At 71.7% G+C, this 19,982-nt stretch carries 17 protein-coding genes; 15 read left to right on the forward strand and 2 right to left on the reverse strand.

Translation table 11 applies throughout. The features are described 5' to 3' along the window. The first annotated feature begins 1 nt into the window (after position 1). The 13 genes from AB0469_RS37640 to AB0469_RS37700 all read left to right on the forward strand — a co-directional run bounded on the left by AB0469_RS37640 (position 2) and on the right by AB0469_RS37700 (position 14,360). A complete protein-coding gene (locus AB0469_RS37640; protein ID WP_366456086.1) occupies positions 2 to 1,696 on the forward strand; it encodes a UDP-N-acetylmuramoyl-L-alanyl-D-glutamate--2,6-diaminopimelate ligase in 1,695 nt (564 codons plus the stop codon). Beyond that, a complete protein-coding gene (murF, locus tag AB0469_RS37645; RefSeq protein ID WP_366456087.1) occupies positions 1,693 to 3,117 on the forward strand; it encodes a UDP-N-acetylmuramoyl-tripeptide--D-alanyl-D-alanine ligase in 1,425 nt (474 codons plus the stop codon). Before AB0469_RS37640 ends, murF begins: the two co-directional genes overlap by 4 nt. Next, positions 3,114 to 4,184, forward strand: a complete 1,071-nt coding sequence (gene mraY, locus AB0469_RS37650) for a phospho-N-acetylmuramoyl-pentapeptide-transferase (RefSeq protein ID WP_042813328.1) — start codon at positions 3,114 to 3,116, stop codon at positions 4,182 to 4,184. Before murF ends, mraY begins: the two co-directional genes overlap by 4 nt. After that, complete coding sequence (gene murD, locus AB0469_RS37655) at positions 4,166 to 5,611, forward strand: UDP-N-acetylmuramoyl-L-alanine--D-glutamate ligase (RefSeq protein ID WP_366456088.1); 1,446 nt, start codon at positions 4,166 to 4,168, stop codon at positions 5,609 to 5,611. The genes mraY and murD overlap by 19 nt, the downstream gene beginning before the upstream one ends. 67 nt (positions 5,612 to 5,678) lie before the next feature. Next, positions 5,679 to 7,040, forward strand: a complete 1,362-nt coding sequence (gene ftsW / locus AB0469_RS37660) for a putative lipid II flippase FtsW (RefSeq protein WP_042813331.1) — start codon at positions 5,679 to 5,681, stop codon at positions 7,038 to 7,040. Positions 7,041 to 7,046: 6 nt separating this feature from the next. Then, positions 7,047 to 8,138: an undecaprenyldiphospho-muramoylpentapeptide beta-N-acetylglucosaminyltransferase gene (murG, locus tag AB0469_RS37665; RefSeq protein WP_042813332.1), complete on the forward strand. Its 1,092-nt coding sequence runs from the start codon at positions 7,047 to 7,049 to the stop codon at positions 8,136 to 8,138. Between the two features lie 23 nt (positions 8,139 to 8,161). Next, positions 8,162 to 9,001 carry an FtsQ-type POTRA domain-containing protein gene (locus AB0469_RS37670; RefSeq protein ID WP_366456089.1) on the forward strand — a complete coding sequence of 280 codons (840 nt, stop codon included), beginning with the start codon at positions 8,162 to 8,164 and terminating at the stop codon, positions 8,999 to 9,001. A gap of 281 nt (positions 9,002 to 9,282) precedes the next feature. Further along, positions 9,283 to 10,485: a cell division protein FtsZ gene (gene ftsZ / locus AB0469_RS37675; protein ID WP_007263607.1), complete on the forward strand. Its 1,203-nt coding sequence runs from the start codon at positions 9,283 to 9,285 to the stop codon at positions 10,483 to 10,485. Further along, a complete protein-coding gene (gene pgeF, locus AB0469_RS37680) occupies positions 10,482 to 11,213 on the forward strand; it encodes a peptidoglycan editing factor PgeF (RefSeq protein ID WP_366456090.1) in 732 nt (243 codons plus the stop codon). Before ftsZ ends, pgeF begins: the two co-directional genes overlap by 4 nt. Before the next feature lie 3 nt (positions 11,214 to 11,216). Further along, positions 11,217 to 11,936, forward strand: a complete 720-nt coding sequence (locus AB0469_RS37685; protein WP_366456091.1) for a YggS family pyridoxal phosphate-dependent enzyme — start codon at positions 11,217 to 11,219, stop codon at positions 11,934 to 11,936. Between the two features lie 149 nt (positions 11,937 to 12,085). Beyond that, entirely contained in the window at positions 12,086 to 12,703 is a 618-nt protein-coding gene (gene sepF, locus AB0469_RS37690; protein ID WP_042809001.1) for a cell division protein SepF, read from the forward strand. A gap of 60 nt (positions 12,704 to 12,763) precedes the next feature. Beyond that, entirely contained in the window at positions 12,764 to 13,060 is a 297-nt protein-coding gene (locus tag AB0469_RS37695) for a YggT family protein (protein ID WP_030155988.1), read from the forward strand. An 82-nt stretch (positions 13,061 to 13,142) separates the two neighbouring features. Beyond that, positions 13,143 to 14,360, forward strand: coding sequence for a DivIVA domain-containing protein (locus AB0469_RS37700; RefSeq protein ID WP_366456092.1), 1,218 nt, complete (start codon positions 13,143 to 13,145; stop codon positions 14,358 to 14,360). A 339-nt stretch (positions 14,361 to 14,699) separates the two neighbouring features. On the opposite strand, the gene ileS is transcribed toward AB0469_RS37700, so the two are convergent. Both ileS and AB0469_RS37710 read right to left on the reverse strand, forming a co-directional pair. Further along, the gene (gene ileS / locus AB0469_RS37705) at positions 14,700 to 17,852 is read right to left on the reverse strand and encodes an isoleucine--tRNA ligase (protein ID WP_366456093.1); all 3,153 of its coding nucleotides are present in this window, start codon (positions 17,850 to 17,852) and stop codon (positions 14,700 to 14,702) included. A 521-nt stretch (positions 17,853 to 18,373) separates the two neighbouring features. Then, the gene (locus AB0469_RS37710) at positions 18,374 to 18,880 is read right to left on the reverse strand and encodes a hypothetical protein (RefSeq protein WP_366456094.1); all 507 of its coding nucleotides are present in this window, start codon (positions 18,878 to 18,880) and stop codon (positions 18,374 to 18,376) included. Here AB0469_RS37710 and AB0469_RS37715 point away from each other — a divergent pair. Both AB0469_RS37715 and lspA read left to right on the forward strand, forming a co-directional pair. Next, entirely contained in the window at positions 18,870 to 19,343 is a 474-nt protein-coding gene (locus tag AB0469_RS37715; RefSeq protein WP_366456095.1) for a TraR/DksA C4-type zinc finger protein, read from the forward strand. The genes AB0469_RS37710 and AB0469_RS37715 overlap by 11 nt on opposite strands. Before the next feature lie 66 nt (positions 19,344 to 19,409). Then, positions 19,410 to 19,976 (forward strand): signal peptidase II, encoded by a 567-nt coding sequence (lspA, locus tag AB0469_RS37720; RefSeq protein WP_366456096.1) that lies wholly within the window; start codon positions 19,410 to 19,412, stop codon positions 19,974 to 19,976. Positions 19,977 to 19,982: the final 6 nt, after the last annotated feature.

The raw sequence follows: 19,982 nt of genomic DNA on the forward strand, positions 1-19,982 counted from the left end.
AGTGACAACGATCACCCCGAAACCCGGGAACCAGACGGCCGAAGCCGCCCAGGACGGGCCCTCGCTTCGCGAGCGGCCCGCCGCGCCCGGTACGCTCACCGCCGTGCCCCACGCTGATCAGCCCAGAACCGCCCAGAAAGACGCCCCGGCAGCGCCGCCGGGAGCGCCCAGGCCCGTGAACGCCCGCCCGACCCCGCTGGGCGAGCTGGCCGGCCTGCTGGGTCTGCCCGAGTCCGGCTCCGCTCAGATCACCGGCATCACGCACGACTCCCGTGCCGTGCGCCCCGGCGACCTCTACGCGGCCCTGCCCGGCGCCCGGCTGCACGGCGCCGACTTCGCCGCCCAGGCGGCCGCCCTCGGCGCCGCCGCCGTGCTGACCGACCCGCAGGGCGCCGAACGCGCCGCCGCGACCGGCCTGCCCGTGCTGGCCGTCGAGGACCCGCGCGGCCGGATGGGCGAGCTCGCCGCCGAGATCTACGGCCGCCCCGGTGAAGCCCTGCTCCAGCTCGGCATCACCGGCACCTCCGGCAAGACCACCACCGCGTACCTCGTCGAGGGCGGTCTGCGCGCGGCGGGACGGGCCACCGGACTGGTGGGCACCGTCGAGATGCGCATCGGCGACGAGCGCATCAAGTCCGAGCGCACCACCCCCGAGGCCACCGACCTCCAGGCCCTGTTCGCCGTGATGCGCGAACGCGGCGTCGAGGCCGTCGCCATGGAGGTCTCCAGCCACGCCCTGGTGCTGGGCCGGGTCGACGGCTGCGTCTTCGACGTCGCCGTCTTCAACAACCTCAGCCCGGAGCACATGGAGTTCCACTCCGACATGGAGGACTACTTCCAGGCCAAGGCGCAGCTCTTCACCGAGCGCCGCGCCCGCCTGGGCGTGGTCAACGTGGACGACGAGTACGGCCGCCGCCTCGCCAAGGAGTCGGCGATCCCGGTCGTCACCTTCTCCGCCGCCGGCGACCCGGCCGCCGACTGGCGCGCCGAGGACGTGGTCAGCGGCCACATGGACTCCACCCTGACCCTGGTCGGGCCCGAAGGACAGCGCGTACGGGCCAAGGCCCCGCTGCCCGGCCCGTTCAACGTCGCCAACACCGTCGCCGCGGTGGTCACCCTCGCCGCCGCCGGACTCGACCCGCAGACCGCCGCCGACGGCGTCGCCGCGGTCCCCGGGGTCCCCGGCCGCCTGGAGCGCGTGGACGCGGGCCAGCCGTACCTGGCCGTCGTCGACTACGCCCACAAGACCGACGCCGTCGAGTCGGTGCTGCGCGCCCTGCGCGAGGTCACCACGGGCCGGCTGCACATCGTCCTCGGCTGCGGCGGCGACCGCGACACCACCAAGCGCGGCCCGATGGGCGCCGCGGCGGCCCGGTACGCCGACACCGCCGTCCTGACCTCCGACAACCCGCGCTCCGAGGACCCGCTGAAGATCCTCGCCGCGATGTTCGAGGGCGCCGTCTCCGTCCCCGCCGAGGAGCGCGCCGCCGTCCTCGTCGACGCCGACCGGGCCGCGGCCATCGCCGCCGCCGTCGCGCGTGCCGAGGCCGGCGACACCGTCCTCGTCGCGGGCAAGGGGCACGAGCAGGGCCAGGACACCGCGGGCGTGGTACGCCCCTTCGACGACCGCGCCGTGCTCCGCGCGGCCATCGAGAACCAGCAGCGCAGCGTCCGACAGGCCGAGGTGAACCCGTGATCGCCCTTTCCCTCGCCGAGATCGCCGACATCACCGGCGGGCGGCCCCACGACATACCGGATCCCTCCGTCCTGATCAGCGGCCCGGTCGTCATCGACTCCCGCCAGGTGGAGCCCGGCAGCCTCTTCGCCGCCTTCGCCGGCGAGCAGGTCGACGGCCACGACTACGCCGAGCGCGCGGTCGCCGCCGGCGCCGCCGCCGTCCTGGCCGCCCGGCCGGTCGGCGTCCCGGCGATCGTGGTCGACGACGTCGAGAAGGCGCTCGGCGCCCTCGCCCGCGCCGTCGTCGGACGCCTCGGCACCGACGTGGTCGCCCTGACCGGCTCGGCCGGCAAGACCTCCACCAAGGACCTGATCGCCCAGGTGCTCCAGCACCACGCGCCCACCATGTGGACGCCGGGCTCCCTCAACAACGAGATCGGCCTGCCGCTCACGGCGCTCAGGGCCACCGCGGAAACCCGGCACCTGGTCCTGGAGATGGGCGCCCGCGGCATCGGGCACATCGCCTACCTGACCGGGCTCACCCCGCCGCGCATCGGCCTCGTCCTGAACGTCGGAACCGCCCACATCGGCGAGTTCGGCGGCCGCGAGGCCATCGCCCAGGCCAAGGGAGAGCTGGTCGAAGCCCTTCCGGCCGAGGCCGAGGGCGGGGTCGCCGTCCTCAACGCCGACGACCTGCTGGTGCGCGCGATGACCGCCCGCACGAAGGCCCGTACGGTCCTCTTCGGCGAGGCCGAGGACGCGGACGTACGCGCCACCGACGTGCGGATGACCCCCGCGGGACAGCCCTCCTTCACACTCCACACACCGACCGGGTGCAGCGATGTGACCTTGCGCCTGTACGGTGAGCACCACGTGTCGAACGCGCTCGCCGCGGCCGCCGTCGCTCATGTCCTGGGCATGTCAGTCGAGGAGATCGCCACCGCGCTCTCCGGGGCGGGCACCCTGTCCCGGTGGCGCATGGAGGTCACCGAGCGGGCGGACGGCGTCACGATCGTCAACGACGCCTACAACGCGAACCCCGAATCCATGCGGGCCGCCCTGCGCGCACTGGCCGCCATGGGCGGTGCCGGCAAGGAGGACGGGGGACGTACGTGGGCGGTGCTCGGCCCCATGGCCGAGCTCGGTGACGCGTCGCTGGCCGAGCACGACGCGGTGGGGCGGCTTGCCGTCCGGCTCAACGTGAGCAGGCTCGTGGCAGTCGGGGGCAGGGAAGCGTCCTGGCTGCAGCTGGGCGCATATAACGAGGGTTCGTGGGGTGAGGAGTCGGTGCTCGTGTCCGACGCGCAGGCGGCGGTCGACCTGTTGCGCAGAGAACTGCGCCCGGGGGACGTCGTGCTGGTGAAGGCTTCCAGGTCGGTCGGTCTGGAGCGGGTGGCGCTGGCGCTGCTCGAGGGCGAGGGCGAGGTCGCCGGCCGATGAGGCAGATCCTGTTCGCCGGTGTCATCGGCATGTTCCTCACCGTCATCGGCACCCCGCTGCTGATCAAGCTGCTGGCCCGCAAGGGCTACGGCCAGTTCATCCGCGACGACGGCCCCCGCGGCCACGCGGGCAAGAAGGGCACGCCCACCATGGGCGGTATCTCCTTCATCCTGGCCACGCTCATCGCGTACGCCCTGACGAAGGTCATCACCGGCGAGTCGCCGTCCTTCTCGGGCCTGCTGGTGCTGTTCCTGATGGCGGGCATGGGCCTGGTCGGCTACCTCGACGACTACATCAAGATCGTCAAGAGGCGTTCGCTCGGCCTGCGGGCCAAGGCCAAGATGGCCGGCCAGCTGATCGTCGGCATCGCCTTCGCCGTGCTCGCGCTCCAGTTCAAGGACTCGCGCGGGCTCACCCCGGCCTCGGAGAAGCTGTCGTTCGTCACGGACTTCGGCTGGTCCATCGGCCCGGTGCTGTTCGTGGTCTGGGCCCTCTTCATGATCCTGGCCATGTCCAACGGCGTGAACCTGACCGACGGTCTGGACGGCCTCGCCACCGGCGCCGCCGTGATGGTCTTCGGCGCCTACACCTTCATCGGCGTCTGGCAGTTCCAGGAGTCCTGCGCCAACGCGGTGACCCTGACCAACCCCAACGCCTGCTTCGAGGTCCGCGACCCGCTGGACCTCGCGGTCGTCGCCTCCGCCCTCATGGGAGCCTGCTTCGGCTTCCTGTGGTGGAACACCTCGCCCGCCAAGATCTTCATGGGCGACACCGGCTCGCTCGCGCTCGGCGGCGCGCTCGCGGGTCTCGCCATCTGCTCCCGCACGGAGTTCCTGATGGCGCTCCTCGGCGGCCTCTTCGTGCTCATCACGATGTCGGTCGTCATCCAGGTCGGCTCCTTCAAGCTGACCGGCAAGCGAGTCTTCCGAATGGCCCCGCTCCAGCACCACTTCGAACTCAAGGGCTGGTCAGAAGTCCTTGTCGTGGTCCGCTTCTGGATCATCCAGGGCATGTGCGTGATCGTGGGTCTCGGCCTCTTCTACGCAGGATGGGCAGCGGACAAGTGACCCCCTGGCAGGACCGGAACATCACCGTCGCCGGCCTCGGCGTGAGCGGCATCAGCGCCGCCCGCGCCCTGGCCGGCCTCGGCGCCGTGGTGACCGTCGTCGACGGCGGGGACGGCGAGGGCCACCGGGCCCGGGCCGCCGAGCTGGAGGCCGAGGCCAAGGGCGTCACCGTGCGCCTGGGCGACGCAGAGACCCTCCCCGAGGGCACCGACCTCGTCGTCACCTCGCCCGGCTGGAAGCCCGACAGCCCGCTGTTCGCGGCCGCCGCCGCGGCCGGCGTGGACGTCGTCGGCGACGTCGAGATCGCCTGGCTGCTGCGCGGCGAGGGCGCCGCCCCCTGGCTGGCCATCACCGGCACCAACGGCAAGACCACCACCACCCAGATGCTGGCCTCGATCCTGCGGGCGGCCGGTCTGCGGACCGCGGCCGTCGGCAACATCGGCACCCCCATCATCGACGTGGTGACCGGCGAGGAGACCTACGACGTCCTCGCCGTGGAGCTCTCCAGCTACCAGCTGCACTGGGCGCCCTCCGTGCGCGCCCACTCGGCGGCCGTCCTCAACCTGGCCCCCGACCACCTCGACTGGCACGGCTCCATGGAGGCGTACGCCGCCGACAAGGGCCGCATCTACGAGGGCAACACGGTCGCCTGCGTCTACAACGTCGCCGACCCGGCCACCGAGCGGCTGGTCGAGGAGGCCGACGTCGAGGAGGGCTGCCGGGCCATCGGCTTCACCCTCGGGGCACCCGCCCCGTCCATGCTCGGCGTGGTCGACGGGATCCTGGTCGACCGGGCGTTCGTGCAGGACCGGCAGAAGAACGCCCAGGAGCTGGCGCACGTCGACGACGTCAACCCGCCCGCCCCGCACAACATCGCCAACGCCCTCGCCGCGGCGGCCCTGGCCCGCGCCTTCGGCGTCGAGCCGCGCGCCGTGCGCGACGGGCTGCGCGACTTCCGCCCCGACGCGCACCGCGTGGCGTACGTGGACGAGGTCGACGGGGTCCGCTACGTCGACGACTCCAAGGCCACCAACACCCACGCCGCGGAGGCCTCCCTGGCGGCCTTCGAGCCGGTCGTCTGGATCGCCGGCGGCCTCGCCAAGGGCGCGACCTTCGACGAGCTCGTGCAGAAGTCCGCGAAGCGGCTGCGGGGCGTGGTGCTCATGGGCGCCGACCGGGCGCTGATCGCCGAGGCGCTGGCGCGACACGCGCCCGAGGTCCCGGTGACCGACCTCGAACGGACCGACACTGGGGCGATGCTCGCAGCGGTCCGGGAAGCGGCCCGGCTCGCGGAGCCCGGAGACACCGTCCTGCTGGCGCCCGCGTGCGCCTCGATGGACATGTTCGCGAACTACAACGAGCGGGGCGACGCGTTCGCCGACGCGGTGCGCGAACTCGCCTCCGGGAGCGCCGCGGACACGGCCTAGCCGAGGGCGCCCGACAGGTTCCCCCGGCCGGCTGCTCGCCTCGTACGAGTGGAGGGGAAGATCACAGATGCCGGCCAGACAGATGCTGCCGGGACGGCGGCCCCCCGCCGTCAAGGCGCAGGGCCGCAAACGTCCCGCCCCCGGTGCCAAGCGGCCCGCCCGGGGCGGGCCGCTGGAGCGGCTGCGTCGCACGCGGCGGCAGTTGACCAAGGCCTGGGACCGCCCGCTCACCGCCTATTACCTGATTTTCGGCAGCTCGCTGCTCATCACCGTGCTCGGCCTGGTGATGGTCTACTCGGCGTCCATGATCAAGGCCCTCCAGCTGGGCCTGGGAGACGCCTACTTCTTCAAGAAGCAGTTCCTGGCCGCCGCGATCGGCGGGGTCCTGCTGCTGGCCGCCTCCCGCATGCCGGTCAAACTGCACCGGGCGCTGTCCTACCCCGTGCTCGCCGGAACCCTGTTCCTGATGGTCCTGGTCCAGGTCCCCGGGATAGGGGTCTCCATCAACGGCAACCAGAACTGGATCTCCCTGGGCGGCCCGTTCATGCTCCAGCCCAGCGAGTTCGGGAAGCTGGCGCTGATCCTCTGGGGCGCCGACCTGCTGGCCCGCAAGGGCGACAAGGGGCTCCTGACCCAGTGGAAGCACCTGCTGGTGCCGCTGGTCCCGGTCGCGTTCCTGCTGCTCGGCCTGATCATGCTCGGCGGGGACATGGGCACCGCGATGATCCTCGGAGCGGTCCTGTTCGGCCTGTTGTGGCTCGCGGGGGCGCCGACGCGGCTGTTCGCCGGAGTGCTCGCCTTCGCGGGTGTGATCGTCGCACTGCTCATCAAGACCAGCCCGCACCGCATGGACCGGCTCGCCTGCATCGGGGCGACGGAACCGGGCAGGAACGACCTCTGCTGGCAGGCGGTGCACGGGATCTACGCCCTCGCATCCGGCGGATGGTTCGGTTCCGGCCTGGGTGCGAGTGTGGAAAAATGGGGGCAACTGCCCGAAGCCCATACCGACTTCATCTTTGCCATCACCGGTGAGGAACTGGGCCTGGCGGGGACGCTGTCGGTGCTCGCCCTGTTCGCGGCTCTAGGCTATGCGGGTATCCGCGTGGCCGGACGCACGGAGGACTCCTTCGTACGGTATGCCGCGGGAGGCGTGACCACCTGGATCACGGCCCAGGCCGTGATCAACATCGGTGCGGTGCTCGGTCTGCTGCCGATCGCAGGGGTGCCCCTCCCGCTGTTCTCCTACGGGGGGTCCGCCCTGTTGCCGACCATGTTCGCGGTCGGACTGCTCATCGCGTTCGCGCGGGAGGAGCCGGCGGCGCGCGCGGCGCTCGCGATGCGGCAGCCGAGAGCCGGCTGGCGGCGGAGCGGGCCGATATGGAAGTCGATGAGACGGCGCGTCAAGAGGCGTCCGTCCGGAGAGCGGTGAATTTCGGTGCATGTCGTACTCGCCGGTGGGGGGACCGCCGGCCACATCGAGCCGGCGCTCGCCCTCGCGGACGCCCTGCGCAGGCAGGACCCGACCGTGGGCATCACCGCCCTCGGCACGGAGCGCGGACTCGAGACCCGCCTCGTGCCGGAGCGCGGCTACGAGCTGGGCCTGATCCCCGCCGTGCCGCTGCCCCGCAAGCCCACTCCGGAGCTGATCACCGTCCCCGGGCGGCTGCGCGGCACCATCAAGGCCGCCGAGGAGATCCTCGTCCGCACCAAGGCCGACGTGGTCGTCGGCTTCGGCGGCTACGTGGCCCTGCCCGGCTACCTGGCCGCCAAGCGGCTCGGGGTGCCGATCATCGTCCACGAGGCCAACGCCCGGCCCGGACTGGCCAACAAGATCGGCTCCCGCTACGCGCACGCCGTCGCCGTCTCCACCCCCGACAGCAAGCTCCGGGGGGCCCGCTACGTGGGCATCCCGCTGCGCCGCTCCATCTCCACCCTCGACCGCGCCGCCATGCGCCCCGAGGCGCGGGCCGCCTTCGGCCTCGACCCCAACCTGCCGACGCTGCTCGTCTCCGGCGGCTCGCAGGGCGCCCGCCGCCTCAACGAGACGATCCAGCAGGTCGCGCCGACCCTCCAGCGCTCCGGGATCCAGATCCTGCACGCGGTCGGCCCGAAGAACGAACTGCCGCGTGTCGACAACATGCCCGGGATGCCGCCCTATGTCCCGGTACCGTACGTGGACCGGATGGACCTCGCGTACGCCGCCGCCGACATGATGCTGTGCCGCGCGGGCGCGATGACCGTCGCCGAACTCTCCGCCGTCGGACTGCCGGCCGCCTACGTACCGCTGCCCATCGGCAACGGCGAACAGCGGCTCAACGCCCAGCCGGTGGTCAAGGCCGGCGGTGGCCTCCTCGTCGACGACGCGGAACTGACGCCCGACTGGGTGCTGGGCCAGGTCCTGCCGGTGCTGTCCGATCCGCACCGCCTGTACGAGATGTCCCGCGCCGCCGCCGAGTTCGGCCGCCGGGACGCCGACGAGCTCCTCGTCGGCCTCGTCCACGAGGCGATCGCGGCCGCACGCGGGTAACCGCTGACCCAGGAGGCGCAGGAGTGGCCGGAGCGACGACGGCACGACGCGGACCGTCCGGCCGCGCGGGCAAGGGCGGCAAGGGCGCGGGAGCGCCCGAGCCGCCCCGGCCGCCCAAGTCGCCGAAGGGCACCGGCCCGCGCGGGTCCGGCGGCGGGAGACCGCGCCGGGTCCGCCTGCTGGTGACCCTCGCGGCGGCGGCGCTGCTCGCCGGGGGCGCCGCCTGGGCCCTCTACGGGTCCTCCTGGCTGCGTGTGGAGAAGGTCACGGCCTTCGGCACCGAGGTGCTCACCCCCGAGCAGGTCCTGTCCGCCGCGGCCGTACCCGTCGGCGCCCCGCTGGTCAGCGTGGACACCGACGAGATCGCGAGCCGGGTGCGCGCCCGGCTGTCCCGCATCGATTCGGTCGATGTGGTGCGGGCCTGGCCGCACGGGATCGGGCTGAAAGTGACGGAACGCAAACCGGTCCTGCTCATCAAAAAGGGCACGGACTTCATCGAAGTGGACGCGACGGGTGCGCGGTTCGACACGGTTGCGAAAGCACCCGTCGGCGTTCCGCTCCTCGAAATGGCCGCGGACCGGTCGCCGAGCGCGCGCCGCTTCGACGAGGAGCGGCTGCTGCGGGAGGCGGTGGGCATCGCGGGAAGCCTTCCCGACGCAGTCGCGAAGGAGACGTTGCAGGTCAAGGTGGGGTCGTTCGACTCGGTCGTGCTGCAGCTGACGAAGGGCCGCACCGTCGTGTGGGGGAGCGGCGAACTGGGTGAGGCCAAAGGCCGGGCGCTGACCGCCCTGCTGAAAGCCGCGCCCAAGGCCGACCACTTCGACGTGAGCGTTCCCACCGCCCCCGCGGTGTCCGGGAGTTGACGTCGGGTCGAGGGCCGACGCACCCTGGTTGGCCACCGATACGGGTGATCACATAGGGTGAAAAGAAAAACGGGAGGTTCGGCGTGTTCGTTGAACACGCGCTACTTGTCGACTTAGTGTCCTGTTCGGAAGAGTCCAAGGAACAGACACACCCCTAACCCTAAACTTCAGGGTTAGGGTTCGGGTCGGCGCGTAGCGGACCGTCCCACATTTCGGCATCAGTCGTCGCACCGCAGGCCCGCGAGGCGGCGACACGTAACTCGAGGCGAGAGGCCTTCGACGTGGCAGCACCGCAGAACTACCTCGCAGTCATCAAGGTCATCGGTGTCGGCGGCGGTGGTGTCAATGCCATCAACCGAATGATCGAGGTCGGTCTCAAGGGCGTCGAGTTCATCGCCATCAACACCGACGCCCAGGCGCTGTTGATGAGCGACGCCGACGTCAAGCTCGACGTCGGCCGCGAACTCACCCGGGGCCTCGGCGCCGGAGCCAACCCGGCCGTCGGCCGCAAGGCGGCAGAGGACCACCGCGAGGAGATCGAGGAGGTCCTCAAGGGGGCCGACATGGTCTTCGTCACCGCCGGCGAGGGCGGCGGCACCGGCACGGGCGGCGCGCCCGTCGTCGCCAACATCGCGCGCTCGCTGGGCGCCCTGACGATCGGCGTGGTCACCCGCCCGTTCACCTTCGAGGGCCGGCGCCGCGCGAACCAGGCGGAGGACGGCATCGCCGAGCTCCGCGAAGAGGTCGACACCCTCATCGTCATCCCCAACGACCGCCTGCTGTCCATCTCGGACCGCCAGGTCTCGGTGCTCGACGCCTTCAAGTCGGCCGACCAGGTGCTGCTCAGCGGCGTCCAGGGCATCACCGACCTGATCACCACCCCGGGTCTGATCAACCTCGACTTCGCCGACGTCAAGTCCGTGATGTCCGAGGCCGGCTCGGCCCTGATGGGCATCGGCTCCGCCCGCGGCGACGACCGCGCGGTGGCCGCGGCCGAGATGGCGATCTCCTCGCCGCTGCTGGAGGCGTCCATCGACGGCGCCCGCGGCGTGCTGCTCTCCATCTCCGGCGGCTCGGACCTCGGTCTCTTCGAGATCAACGAGGCCGCGCAGCTGGTGAGCGAGGCCGCGCACCCGGAGGCCAACATCATCTTCGGCGCCGTCATCGACGACGCCCTGGGCGACGAGGTCCGGGTCACGGTCATCGCGGCCGGCTTCGACGGCGGCCAGCCCCCGGCCCGCCGGGACAACGTCATCGGCGCCGCGTCCACCAAGCGCGAGGAGCCGGCCCCCGCGCCGGTCCGCGCCCCCGAGCCGGTCCGCCCGGCCTTCGGCGGACTCGGCACCGTGACGCCCCGCGAGGAGCCCCCGGCCCCGGTCGAGATCCCGGTCGAGACCGCGCCGGCCCCGCCGCAGGTCCCGACGGCCCGGCCCTACCAGGACAGCCCGGCCGAAGAGCTGGACGTTCCGGACTTCTTGAAGTGACGCTGGAGCAGCATCACGAGAGCGGCGCCCACTTCGCCTTCACCGACCGGTGGGGCGGGGTGAGCGCCGTTCCGTACGAGGAGCTCAATCTCGGCGGCGCGGTCGGCGACGACCCGGCCGCCGTTCGCGCGAACCGGGCGGCCGCCGCGAAGGAGCTGGGCATCGACCCGGACCTGGTGGTCTGGATGAACCAGGTGCACGGGCGGGACGTGGCCGTGGTCGACGGCCCCTGGGGCTCCGCCGTGGACATCCCCTCGGTGGACGCGGTGGTGACCGCCCGTCGGGGGCTCGCCCTCGCCGTGCTCACCGCCGACTGCACCCCCGTGCTGCTGGCCGACCCCGTCGCCGGGGTGGCCGCGGCCGCCCACGCCGGGCGGCCCGGGCTGGTGGCCGGGGTGGTGCCCGCCGCCGTCGAGGCGATGGTGGCCCTCGGCGCCGACCCCGCGCGCATCGTCGCCCGTACCGGACCCGCCGTCTGCGGGCGCTGCTACGAGGTGCCGGCCGAGATGCGGGAGGCGGTCGCCGGGGTGGTGCCGGCGGCGTGGGCCGAGACGAGCTGGGGGACGCCGGCCGTCGACGTGGTCGCCGGGGTGCACGCGCAGCTCGCGGAGGCGGGGGTGGCGCACGGACACCGCTCCCCGGTCTGCACACTGGAGTCGCGGGACCACTTCTCGTACCGCCGCGACCGGGTGACCGGGCGGCTTGCCGGATATGTCTGGTTGGACTGACTGATGACGGATCGTAAGGCCGAGCTCGCCGAGAACCTCGCGCGGGTGGAGGAGCGGATCGCCTCCGCCTGCGCGGCGGCCGGCCGCCTCCGGGACGAGGTGACCCTCATCGTGGTCACCAAGACCTACCCGGCGACCGACGTACGCCTCCTGGCGGAGCTGGGCGTCCGTCATGTAGCGGAAAACCGCGACCAGGATGCCGCCCCCAAGGCCGCGGCCTGCGCGGATCTGTCGCTGAACTGGCACTTCGTGGGCCAGTTGCAGACGAACAAGGTCCGTTCCGTGGCGGGATACGCGCACGTGGTGCAGTCGGTCGACCGGCCGAGGCTCGTCACGGCGCTCTCGGCCGCCGCGGTGGCGCAGGGGCGGGAGATCGGCTGCCTCGTGCAGATCGCCCTCGACGCCGAGTCGGGGGAGCGCGGGGCCCGGGGCGGTGCCGCGCCCGAGCAGATGGCCGAGTTGGCGGATCTCGTCGCCGGGGCGCCGGGGCTGAGGATCGACGGCCTCATGACCGTCGCCCCCCTCGCCGGCCTCTACGCGGGGCGCGAACAGGCCGCCTTCGAGCGGATGATGGAATTGTCATCCGGCCTGCGCGCGGACCATCCGGCTGCCACGATGGTGTCGGCAGGAATGAGCGCCGACCTGGAACAGGCCGTCCTGGCCGGTGCGACACATGTGCGCGTCGGCACTGCGGTACTCGGCGCGAGACCCCGGCTCGGGTAACGTCGCGAAGAAAGTCGGACCACAGCAGAAAATATGGTCATTTCCGCAGATGAGCGGACAGACCACGTGGATCGCGGGCAGTTGGTGACTTTGGTGACACAGCGACACCTGCGACAGGGCGATCCACCACAGAGCGGAGGACTCGGAGAATGGCCGGCGCGATGCGCAAGATGGCGGTCTACCTCGGCCTCGTGGAGGACGACCGGTACGACAACCCGGGGTACGACCCCGATGACGAATTCGAGCCCGAGCCGGAGCCCGAGCGCCCCCGGGAGAGGGACCGGCGACAGCAGCCCGTGCACCAATCGCCCGTAACGGACGAACCGGTACGAGCAGTGCAGCCGCCGGCGCCGCGCGAACCCCTCCCAATTCCGTCAGAAAACGGACGTCCTGCGCGAATTGCCCCCGTGGCATCCATCACACCTGACCGCACCAACCTGGAGAAGAACGCCCCCGTGATCATGCCCAAGGTCGTCTCCGAGCGGGAGCCGTACCGCATCACGACGCTGCACCCCCGGACCTACAACGAGGCCCGTACCATCGGGGAACACTTCCGTGAGGGCACCCCGGTGATCATGAATCTCACGGAGATGGACGACACCGACGCGAAGCGTCTGGTCGACTTCGCGGCCGGCCTCGTCTTCGGTCTGCACGGCAGCATTGAACGCGTGACACAGAAGGTGTTCCTGCTGTCGCCTGCTAACGTCGATGTCACGGCGGAGGACAAGGCCCGCATCGCGGAGGGCGGGTTCTTCAACCAAAGCTAGACCGATCCGTCAGATACGGGGCCGGGAACAGAGCGGGAGCAGGGGAGAGGGAAGCGCGGGATGGGCGTCGCACTGCAGGTGGTCTACATCGCGCTGATGTGCTTCCTCATCGTGCTGATCTTCCGACTGGTCATGGACTACGTGTTCCAGTTCGCACGTTCATGGACACCCGGCAAGGCGATGGTGGTCGTTCTGGAGGCCACCTACACTGTCACCGATCCACCGCTCAAACTCCTGCGGCGGTTCATCCCGCCGTTGCGTCTCGGGGGCGTGGCGCTCGACCTGTCCTTCTTCGTTCTGATGATCATCGTTTACATCCTCATCAGCTTCGTGAGCACCGCTGCGAGAAGCGTGTGAACGATGAGCTCCCCCGTGCCTGCGGGGACAGTCCCGATACGGTCCTGCCGACTGCCGACGACTACGTAGAGGTGAAGAAGACATGCCGCTGACTCCCGAGGACGTGCGGAACAAGCAGTTCACGACCGTCCGCCTGCGAGAAGGCTATGACGAGGACGAGGTCGATGCCTTCCTCGACGAGGTCGAAGCCGAGCTGACGCGCCTGCTGCGCGAGAACGAGGACCTGCGCGCGAAGCTGGCCGCCGCCACGCGAGCCGCCGCGCAGAGCCAGCAGCAGGCGAACATGCGCAAGCCGGAGCCCCAGGACCAGCGAGGCCCGGGCGCTCCCGTGCCGGCGGCCATATCCGGCCCGCCGCAGCCGCAGCAGCCGCAGATGGGTCCGCCGCAGCTCCCGGGCGGCCAGCCCCAGCTGCCCCCGGGCCCCGGCGGACACGGACCGCAGGGTCCGGGCCCGATGGGCGGCCCCATGCAGCAGCAGTCCATGGGTGGCCAGCACCCGATGGCGCCGCAGCAGCAGATGGGCCAGCAGCCCATGCCGCAGCAGATGCAGCAGCAGTCGATGGGCGGCCAGAACCAGCTCGGCCAGCCCATGGGGCAGCAGATGCAGCCCATGGGGCAGCAGATGCAGCCGATGGGCCAGCAGATGCAGCCCATGCAGCAGCCGCAGCTCCCGCAGCAGGGCCCCGGCGGCGACAGCGCCGCCCGTGTCCTGTCGCTCGCGCAGCAGACCGCCGACCAGGCGATCGCGGAGGCCCGTTCCGAGGCCAACAAGATCGTCGGCGAGGCGCGTTCCCGCGCCGAGGGCCTGGAGCGGGACGCCCGCGCCAAGGCCGACGCGCTGGAGCGGGACGCCCAGGAGAAGCACCGCGTCGCGATGGGCTCCCTGGAGTCCGCCCGCGCCACGCTGGAGCGCAAGGTCGAGGACCTGCGGGGCTTCGAGCGCGAGTACCGTACGCGTCTGAAGTCCTACCTGGAGTCGCAGCTGCGCCAGCTGGAGACCCAGGCCGACGACTCGCTGGCCCCGCCGCGCACCCCGGCCGGCCCGGCCCTGCCGCCGTCGCCGTCCCCGTCGATGGCTCCGGCCGGCGCGATGGGCATGGGTGGTCCGTCCCCGATGGGCGGCCCGTCCCCGATGGGCGGCCCCTCCCCGATGAGCGGTGGTCCGTCCTACGGCGGTCAGCAGCAGATGTCCCCGGCGATGACGCAGCCGATGGCTCCGGTGCGGCCTGCCGCGCCGCAGCCGATGCAGCAGGCGCCGTCTCCCATGCGGGGCTTCCTGATCGACGAGGACGACAACTGACGTAGCCGTCGGCAGTCTCTACGGGCCGGGCCCGGTTCCCCTGCGGGGGCACCGGGCCCGGCCCGTTTTCCGTGCCGGGGGCGGGTACGTGCGGGGCCGCTGCCCGGGCTCCGCCCCCGGACCCCCGCGCCTCACACGCCGGCGGGGCTGGAATTTCGCTGCGCGAAATCCAGCCCGCGCGGGCGATCGAGCGCACCGGGTGCGGTAGCGCCCGGAACGGGCTCAGGGGCGTAGCCCCTGGGACCGGTGGAAGGGCGGGTGGGGGGCCTCGCCCCGCGCGGCGGGGAACGCGACGGCCCGCACCCTCCCGAAGGGGGTGCGGGCCGTCGCGGCAGCGGGTTACGCCTTGCGCAGGCGGAACGTCAGGGCGAGGGGCTCGTCCTCGAAGGGGGCTCCGAAGGAGTCGTCGGCCTCGCCGGACGCGAAGTCCGTCGCGAGGACCTCGTCCGCGATCAGGGCGGCGTGGTCCGTCAGGGCCGTCACGACCTCCTCGGACGTGGACGACCACCGCAGGGCGATGCGGTCCGCGACGTCGAGGCCGGAGTTCTTGCGGGCCTCCTGGATCAGCCGGATCGCGTCACGGGCCAGGCCCGCCAGCCGCAGCTCCGGGGTGATCTCGAGGTCGAGCGCGACCGTGGCGCCGGAGTCCGAGGCCACCGACCAGCCCTCGCGCGGGGTCTCGGTGATGATGACCTCCTCCGGGGTGAGGGCCACCTCCTCGCCGTTCACCGTCACGACCGCCGAGCCGGAGCGCAGCGAGAGGGACAGGGCGGCGGCGTCGGCCGCGGCCACCGCCTTCGCCACGTCCTGCACGCCCTTGCCGAACCGCTTGCCCAGCGCCCGGAAGTTCGCCTTCGCCGTCGTGTCCACGAGCGATCCGCCCACCTCGGAGAGGGAGGCCAGGGAGGAGACGTTCAGCTCCTCCGTGATCTGGGCCTGGAGCTCCGGCGACAGCGCGTCGAAGCCGACCGCGCCGACCAGCGCCCGCGACAGGGGCTGGCGGGTCTTGACGCCCGACTCGGCGCGCGTGGCCCGGCCCAGCTCGACCAGGCGGCGGACCAGCAGCATCTGCTGGGAGAGGGCCGGGTCGATCGCGGAGGCGTCCGCCGCCGGCCACGTGGACAGGTGCACCGACTCCGGCGCCCCCGGCGTGACCGGGACGACCATGTCCTGCCAGACCCGCTCCGTGATGAAGGGGGTCAGCGGGGCCATGAGCCGGGTGACCGTCTCGACGACCTCGTGCAGCGTGCGCAGCGCCGCCTTGTCGCCCTGCCAGAACCGGCGGCGCGAGCGCCGCACGTACCAGTTGGACAGGTCGTCGACGAAGGCGGACAGCAGCTTGCCGGCGCGCTGGGTGTCGTACGACTCCATCGCCTCCGTGACCTCGGAGACGAGGGTGTTCAGCTCCGACAGCAGCCACTTGTCCAGCACCGTGCGGTCCGCCGGCGCCGGGTCGGCCTCCGAGGGGGCCCAGCCGGACGTCCGGGCGTACAGGGCCTGGAAGGCGACCGTGTTCCAGTACGTGAGGAGCGTCTTGCGGACGACCTCCTGGATCGTGCCGTGGCCCACGCGCCGCGCCGCCCACGGGGAGCCGCCGGCCGCCATGAACCAGCGCACCGCGTCCGCGCCGTGCTGGTCCATGAGCGGGATCGGCTGGAGGATGTTGCCGAGGTGCTTGGACATCTTGCGGCCGTCCTCGGCGAGGATGTGGCCGAGGCAGACCACGTTCTCGTAGGAGGACTTGTCGAAGACCAGGGTGCCGACCGCCATCAGGGTGTAGAACCACCCGCGGGTCTGGTCGATCGCCTCCGAGATGAACTGCGCCGGGTAGCGCTTCTCGAAGATCTCCTTGTTCTTGTACGGGTAGCCCCACTGTGCGAAGGGCATCGAGCCCGAGTCGTACCAGGCGTCGATGACCTCCGGGACGCGGAAGGCTTCGAGGGAGCAGCCCTCGGCCGTGCAGGTGAAGGTGACGTCGTCGATGTACGGGCGGTGCGGGTCCAGGGCGGAGTGGTCCTGCCCGGACAGCTCGCTCAGCTCGGCGCGCGAGCCGACACAGGTGAGGTGGTTCTCCTCGCAGCGCCAGATCGGCAGCGGGGTGCCCCAGTAGCGGTTGCGGGAGAGCGCCCAGTCGATGTTGTTGTTCAGCCAGTCGCCGAAGCGGCCCTGCTTGACCGACTCGGGGAACCAGTTGGTCTTCTCGTTCTCCCGCAGCATCGCGTCCTTGACGGCGGTGGTGCGGATGTACCAGGACGGCTGCGCGTAGTAGAGCAGGGCCGTGTGGCAGCGCCAGCAGTGCGGGTAGCTGTGCTCGTACGCGATGTGCTTGAAGAGCAGGCCGCGCGCGTCGAGGTCGGCGGTCAGCTTCTCGTCGGCCTTCTTGAAGAAGACGCCCCCGACGAGCGGGACCTCCTCCTCGAAGGTGCCGTCGGCGCGGACCGGGTTCACGACCGGCATGCCGTACGAGCGGCAGACCGCGAGGTCGTCGGCGCCGAAGGCCGGGGCCTGGTGGACCAGGCCGGTGCCGTCCTCGGTGGTGACGTACTCGGCGTTGACCACGTAGTGCGCGGCCTCGGGCTCGGGGAACTCGACGAGGGCGAAGGGGCGCTCGTAGGTCCAGCGCTCCATCTCCTTGCCCGTGAAGGTCTCGCCGGTGGCCTCCCAGCCCTCGCCGAGCGCCTTCTCCAGCAGCGGCTGGGCGACGACCAGCTTCTCGTTGCCGTCCGTGGCGACGACGTACGTGACCTCGGGGTGGGCCGCGACGGCGGTGTTGGAGACCAGGGTCCACGGGGTGGTGGTCCACACGACCAGGGCCGCCTGGCCGGCGAGCGGGCCCGAGGTCAGCGGGAAGCGGACGTAGACGGAGGGGTCGACGACCGTCTCGTAGCCCTGCGCCAGCTCGTGGTCCGAGAGGCCGGTGCCGCAGCGCGGGCACCAGGGGGCGACGCGGTGGTCCTGGACCAGCAGGCCCTTGTCGAAGATCTCCTTCAGCGACCACCACACCGATTCCACGTACTCGGGGTCCATGGTCCGGTACGCGTCGTCCAGGTCGACCCAGTAGCCCATGCGGGTCGTGAGCTCGGTGAACGCGTCGGTGTGGCGGGTCACGGACTCACGGCACTTGGCGTTGAACTCGGCGATGCCGTACGCCTCGATGTCCTGCTTGCCGTTGAAGCCGAGCTCCTTCTCGACGGCGAGCTCGACCGGCAGTCCGTGGCAGTCCCAGCCCGCCTTGCGGGCCACGTGGTAGCCGCGCATGGTGCGGAAGCGGGGGAAGACGTCCTTGAAGACGCGGGCCTCGATGTGGTGGGCGCCGGGCATGCCGTTCGCGGTGGGCGGGCCCTCGTAGAAGACCCACTCCGGGCGTCCCTCGGACTGCTCCAGCGTCTTGGCGAAGGTCTTGCTCTCGCGCCAGAAGTCGAGGACGGCGTGTTCGAGGGCGGGCAGGTCGACCTGGGCGGGTACCGGGCGGTACTGCGGCGGTGTGGTCATGAGGCTGAACTCTTCCTCCGGCGGGTGTGTCACTTCCGTCCGGAGGGACGAGAGCGCGTGCTGCTCCCGCGGTACCACCCTCCTTGGCCTCCGGACGGGTCCGGTGGCCCCCTCATTGGGGTGCGAAGCCGGTTCTACCGGCCCGACGGGAATCCCGTGCGGGCTTTCTTCCGGCGGCTCCGGGGTGATCCTTCACGTCGCGCTCGCCCCCGGGCTCTCACCGTCCCCGGGTCGCTCCTGGCTGCGTCCGACGCTACTCGTCCCCATCCATGCCTTTCGCTGCGCCCAGTGTACGGGCCGGGGCGCAGCTCGGCAGACCGGTTTACGGCGGGGCGCGGCGGGTGGCGGGAGGGGGCGCGGCGTGACCGGGACGGCCCGACGGGCCGGCCGGGGATCCGCCGGGGCGGGCGGGGCGGATTACGGGGGCTCCCGCTGGGCACAACGGATGCAGGTTGACCTCGATGGACGCGTGCCCCGTTGCCGTGGGGTCGGAGGCGATTTATCGTTCCGGCACGATTTGGCTAAAAAGGCCACATCCGGTGAAAAGGGGCCGCGGCCATGGTGGCGAAGAAGACGGCGACACGGGAGGTGGCTGCTGTGCCGGGCTCCACGGCTGCCGCCGAGCGGGCCGTTCCGGAGAAGAAGGCGGCCCCGGCGAAGAAGGCCGCCGCGAAGAAGGCCCCGGCCGGGGAGGCTCCCGCCGGGAACCCGCCGGCCACGAAGACGGCGGCCACGAAGACGGCGGCCAAGAGGGCGGCGGCCAAGAGGACGGCGGCCACGAAGACGGCGGCCGAAAGAGCGGCGGCCGGAACGACGGCGGCCGGAAAGGCGGCGGCCGGGAAGGCGGCGAAGGCGGCGGTGGCCGGGAAGGACCCGGACGCGCAGGCCCCCGCCAAGAAGACGGCGGCGAAGAAGACGGCCGCCGGGAAGGCGGCCGCCAGGAAGACTCCGGCCGAGAAGGCCCCGGCGGAGGTCGAGGGGGCGGCCCCGGCCGCGCGGAAGACGGGAGCTCGGAAAGTGGTTGCCAAGAAGACCGCGGGCACGGCCCGCAAGACGGCCGAGGACACGGCCGGCGGCCCCGCGGCCGCGATCCCCGGCGAACTCGCCGTGCGCCCCGGGGAGGAACCCTGGACCGCCGAGGAGGTCGCGGAGGCCCGTACGGAGCTCCTCTCCGAGGTGATGCGGCTGCGCGTGGAGCTGGAGGCCTCCGAGATGGCCATCTCGGGCCTGATGCGGGACTCGGGCGACGGCGCGGGCGACGACCAGGCCGACACCGGCACCAAGAACATCACCCGGGAGTCCGAGCTGGCGCTCGCCGCGAACGCCACCTCCATGCTGGAGCAGACCGAGCGGGCCCTGGAACGGCTGGAGGCGGGTACGTACGGGCTCTGCGAGAACTGCGGCAAGCCCATCGGCAAGGCGCGCATGCAGGCCTTCCCGCGCGCCACGCTGTGCGTGGACTGCAAGCAGAAGCAGGAGCGACGGCACTAGCCAGGACCTACGCACCCTGACGTACTCTCGTGTCTCGTCGGGATCGGGCTAGTTCGAGGGACTCACGTGGCAGAGGCGGAGCGCATCATCGGTACGCCGGAGGTCGGGGACGACGCCGAGCCGCAGTCGGAGCCCGCCGCGCCCCGCGGGCGCAGGCGGATCGCGGCGCTGCTCGTCGTGGCGGTGCTGGCGTACCTCCTCGACCTCGGCAGCAAGATGCTGGTCGTGGCCCGGCTGGAGCACCAGCCGCCGATCGAGATCGTCGGGAACCTGCTGAAGTTCGACGCCATCCGCAACCCCGGCGCGGCCTTCGGCTTCGGAGAGGCCTTCACGATCATCTTCACCGTGATCGCGGCGACCGTGATCGTGGTCATCATCCGGCTGGCCCGCAAGCTGTACAGCCTGCCGTGGGCGATCGCCCTGGGCCTGCTGCTGGGCGGCGCACTGGGCAACCTGACCGACCGGATCTTCCGCTCGCCGGGCGTGTTCCGGGGGGCGGTGGTCGACTTCATCGCGCCGGCCCACTTCGCCGTCTTCAACCTCGCCGACTCGGCGATCGTGTGCGGCGGCATCCTGATCGTCCTGCTCTCCTTCAGGGGTCTGGACCCGGACGGCACCGTCCACAAGGACTGAGGGCGG

Source organism: Streptomyces sp. NPDC093801 (assembly GCF_040701585.1).
Lineage (GTDB): Bacteria > Actinomycetota > Actinomycetes > Streptomycetales > Streptomycetaceae > Streptomyces.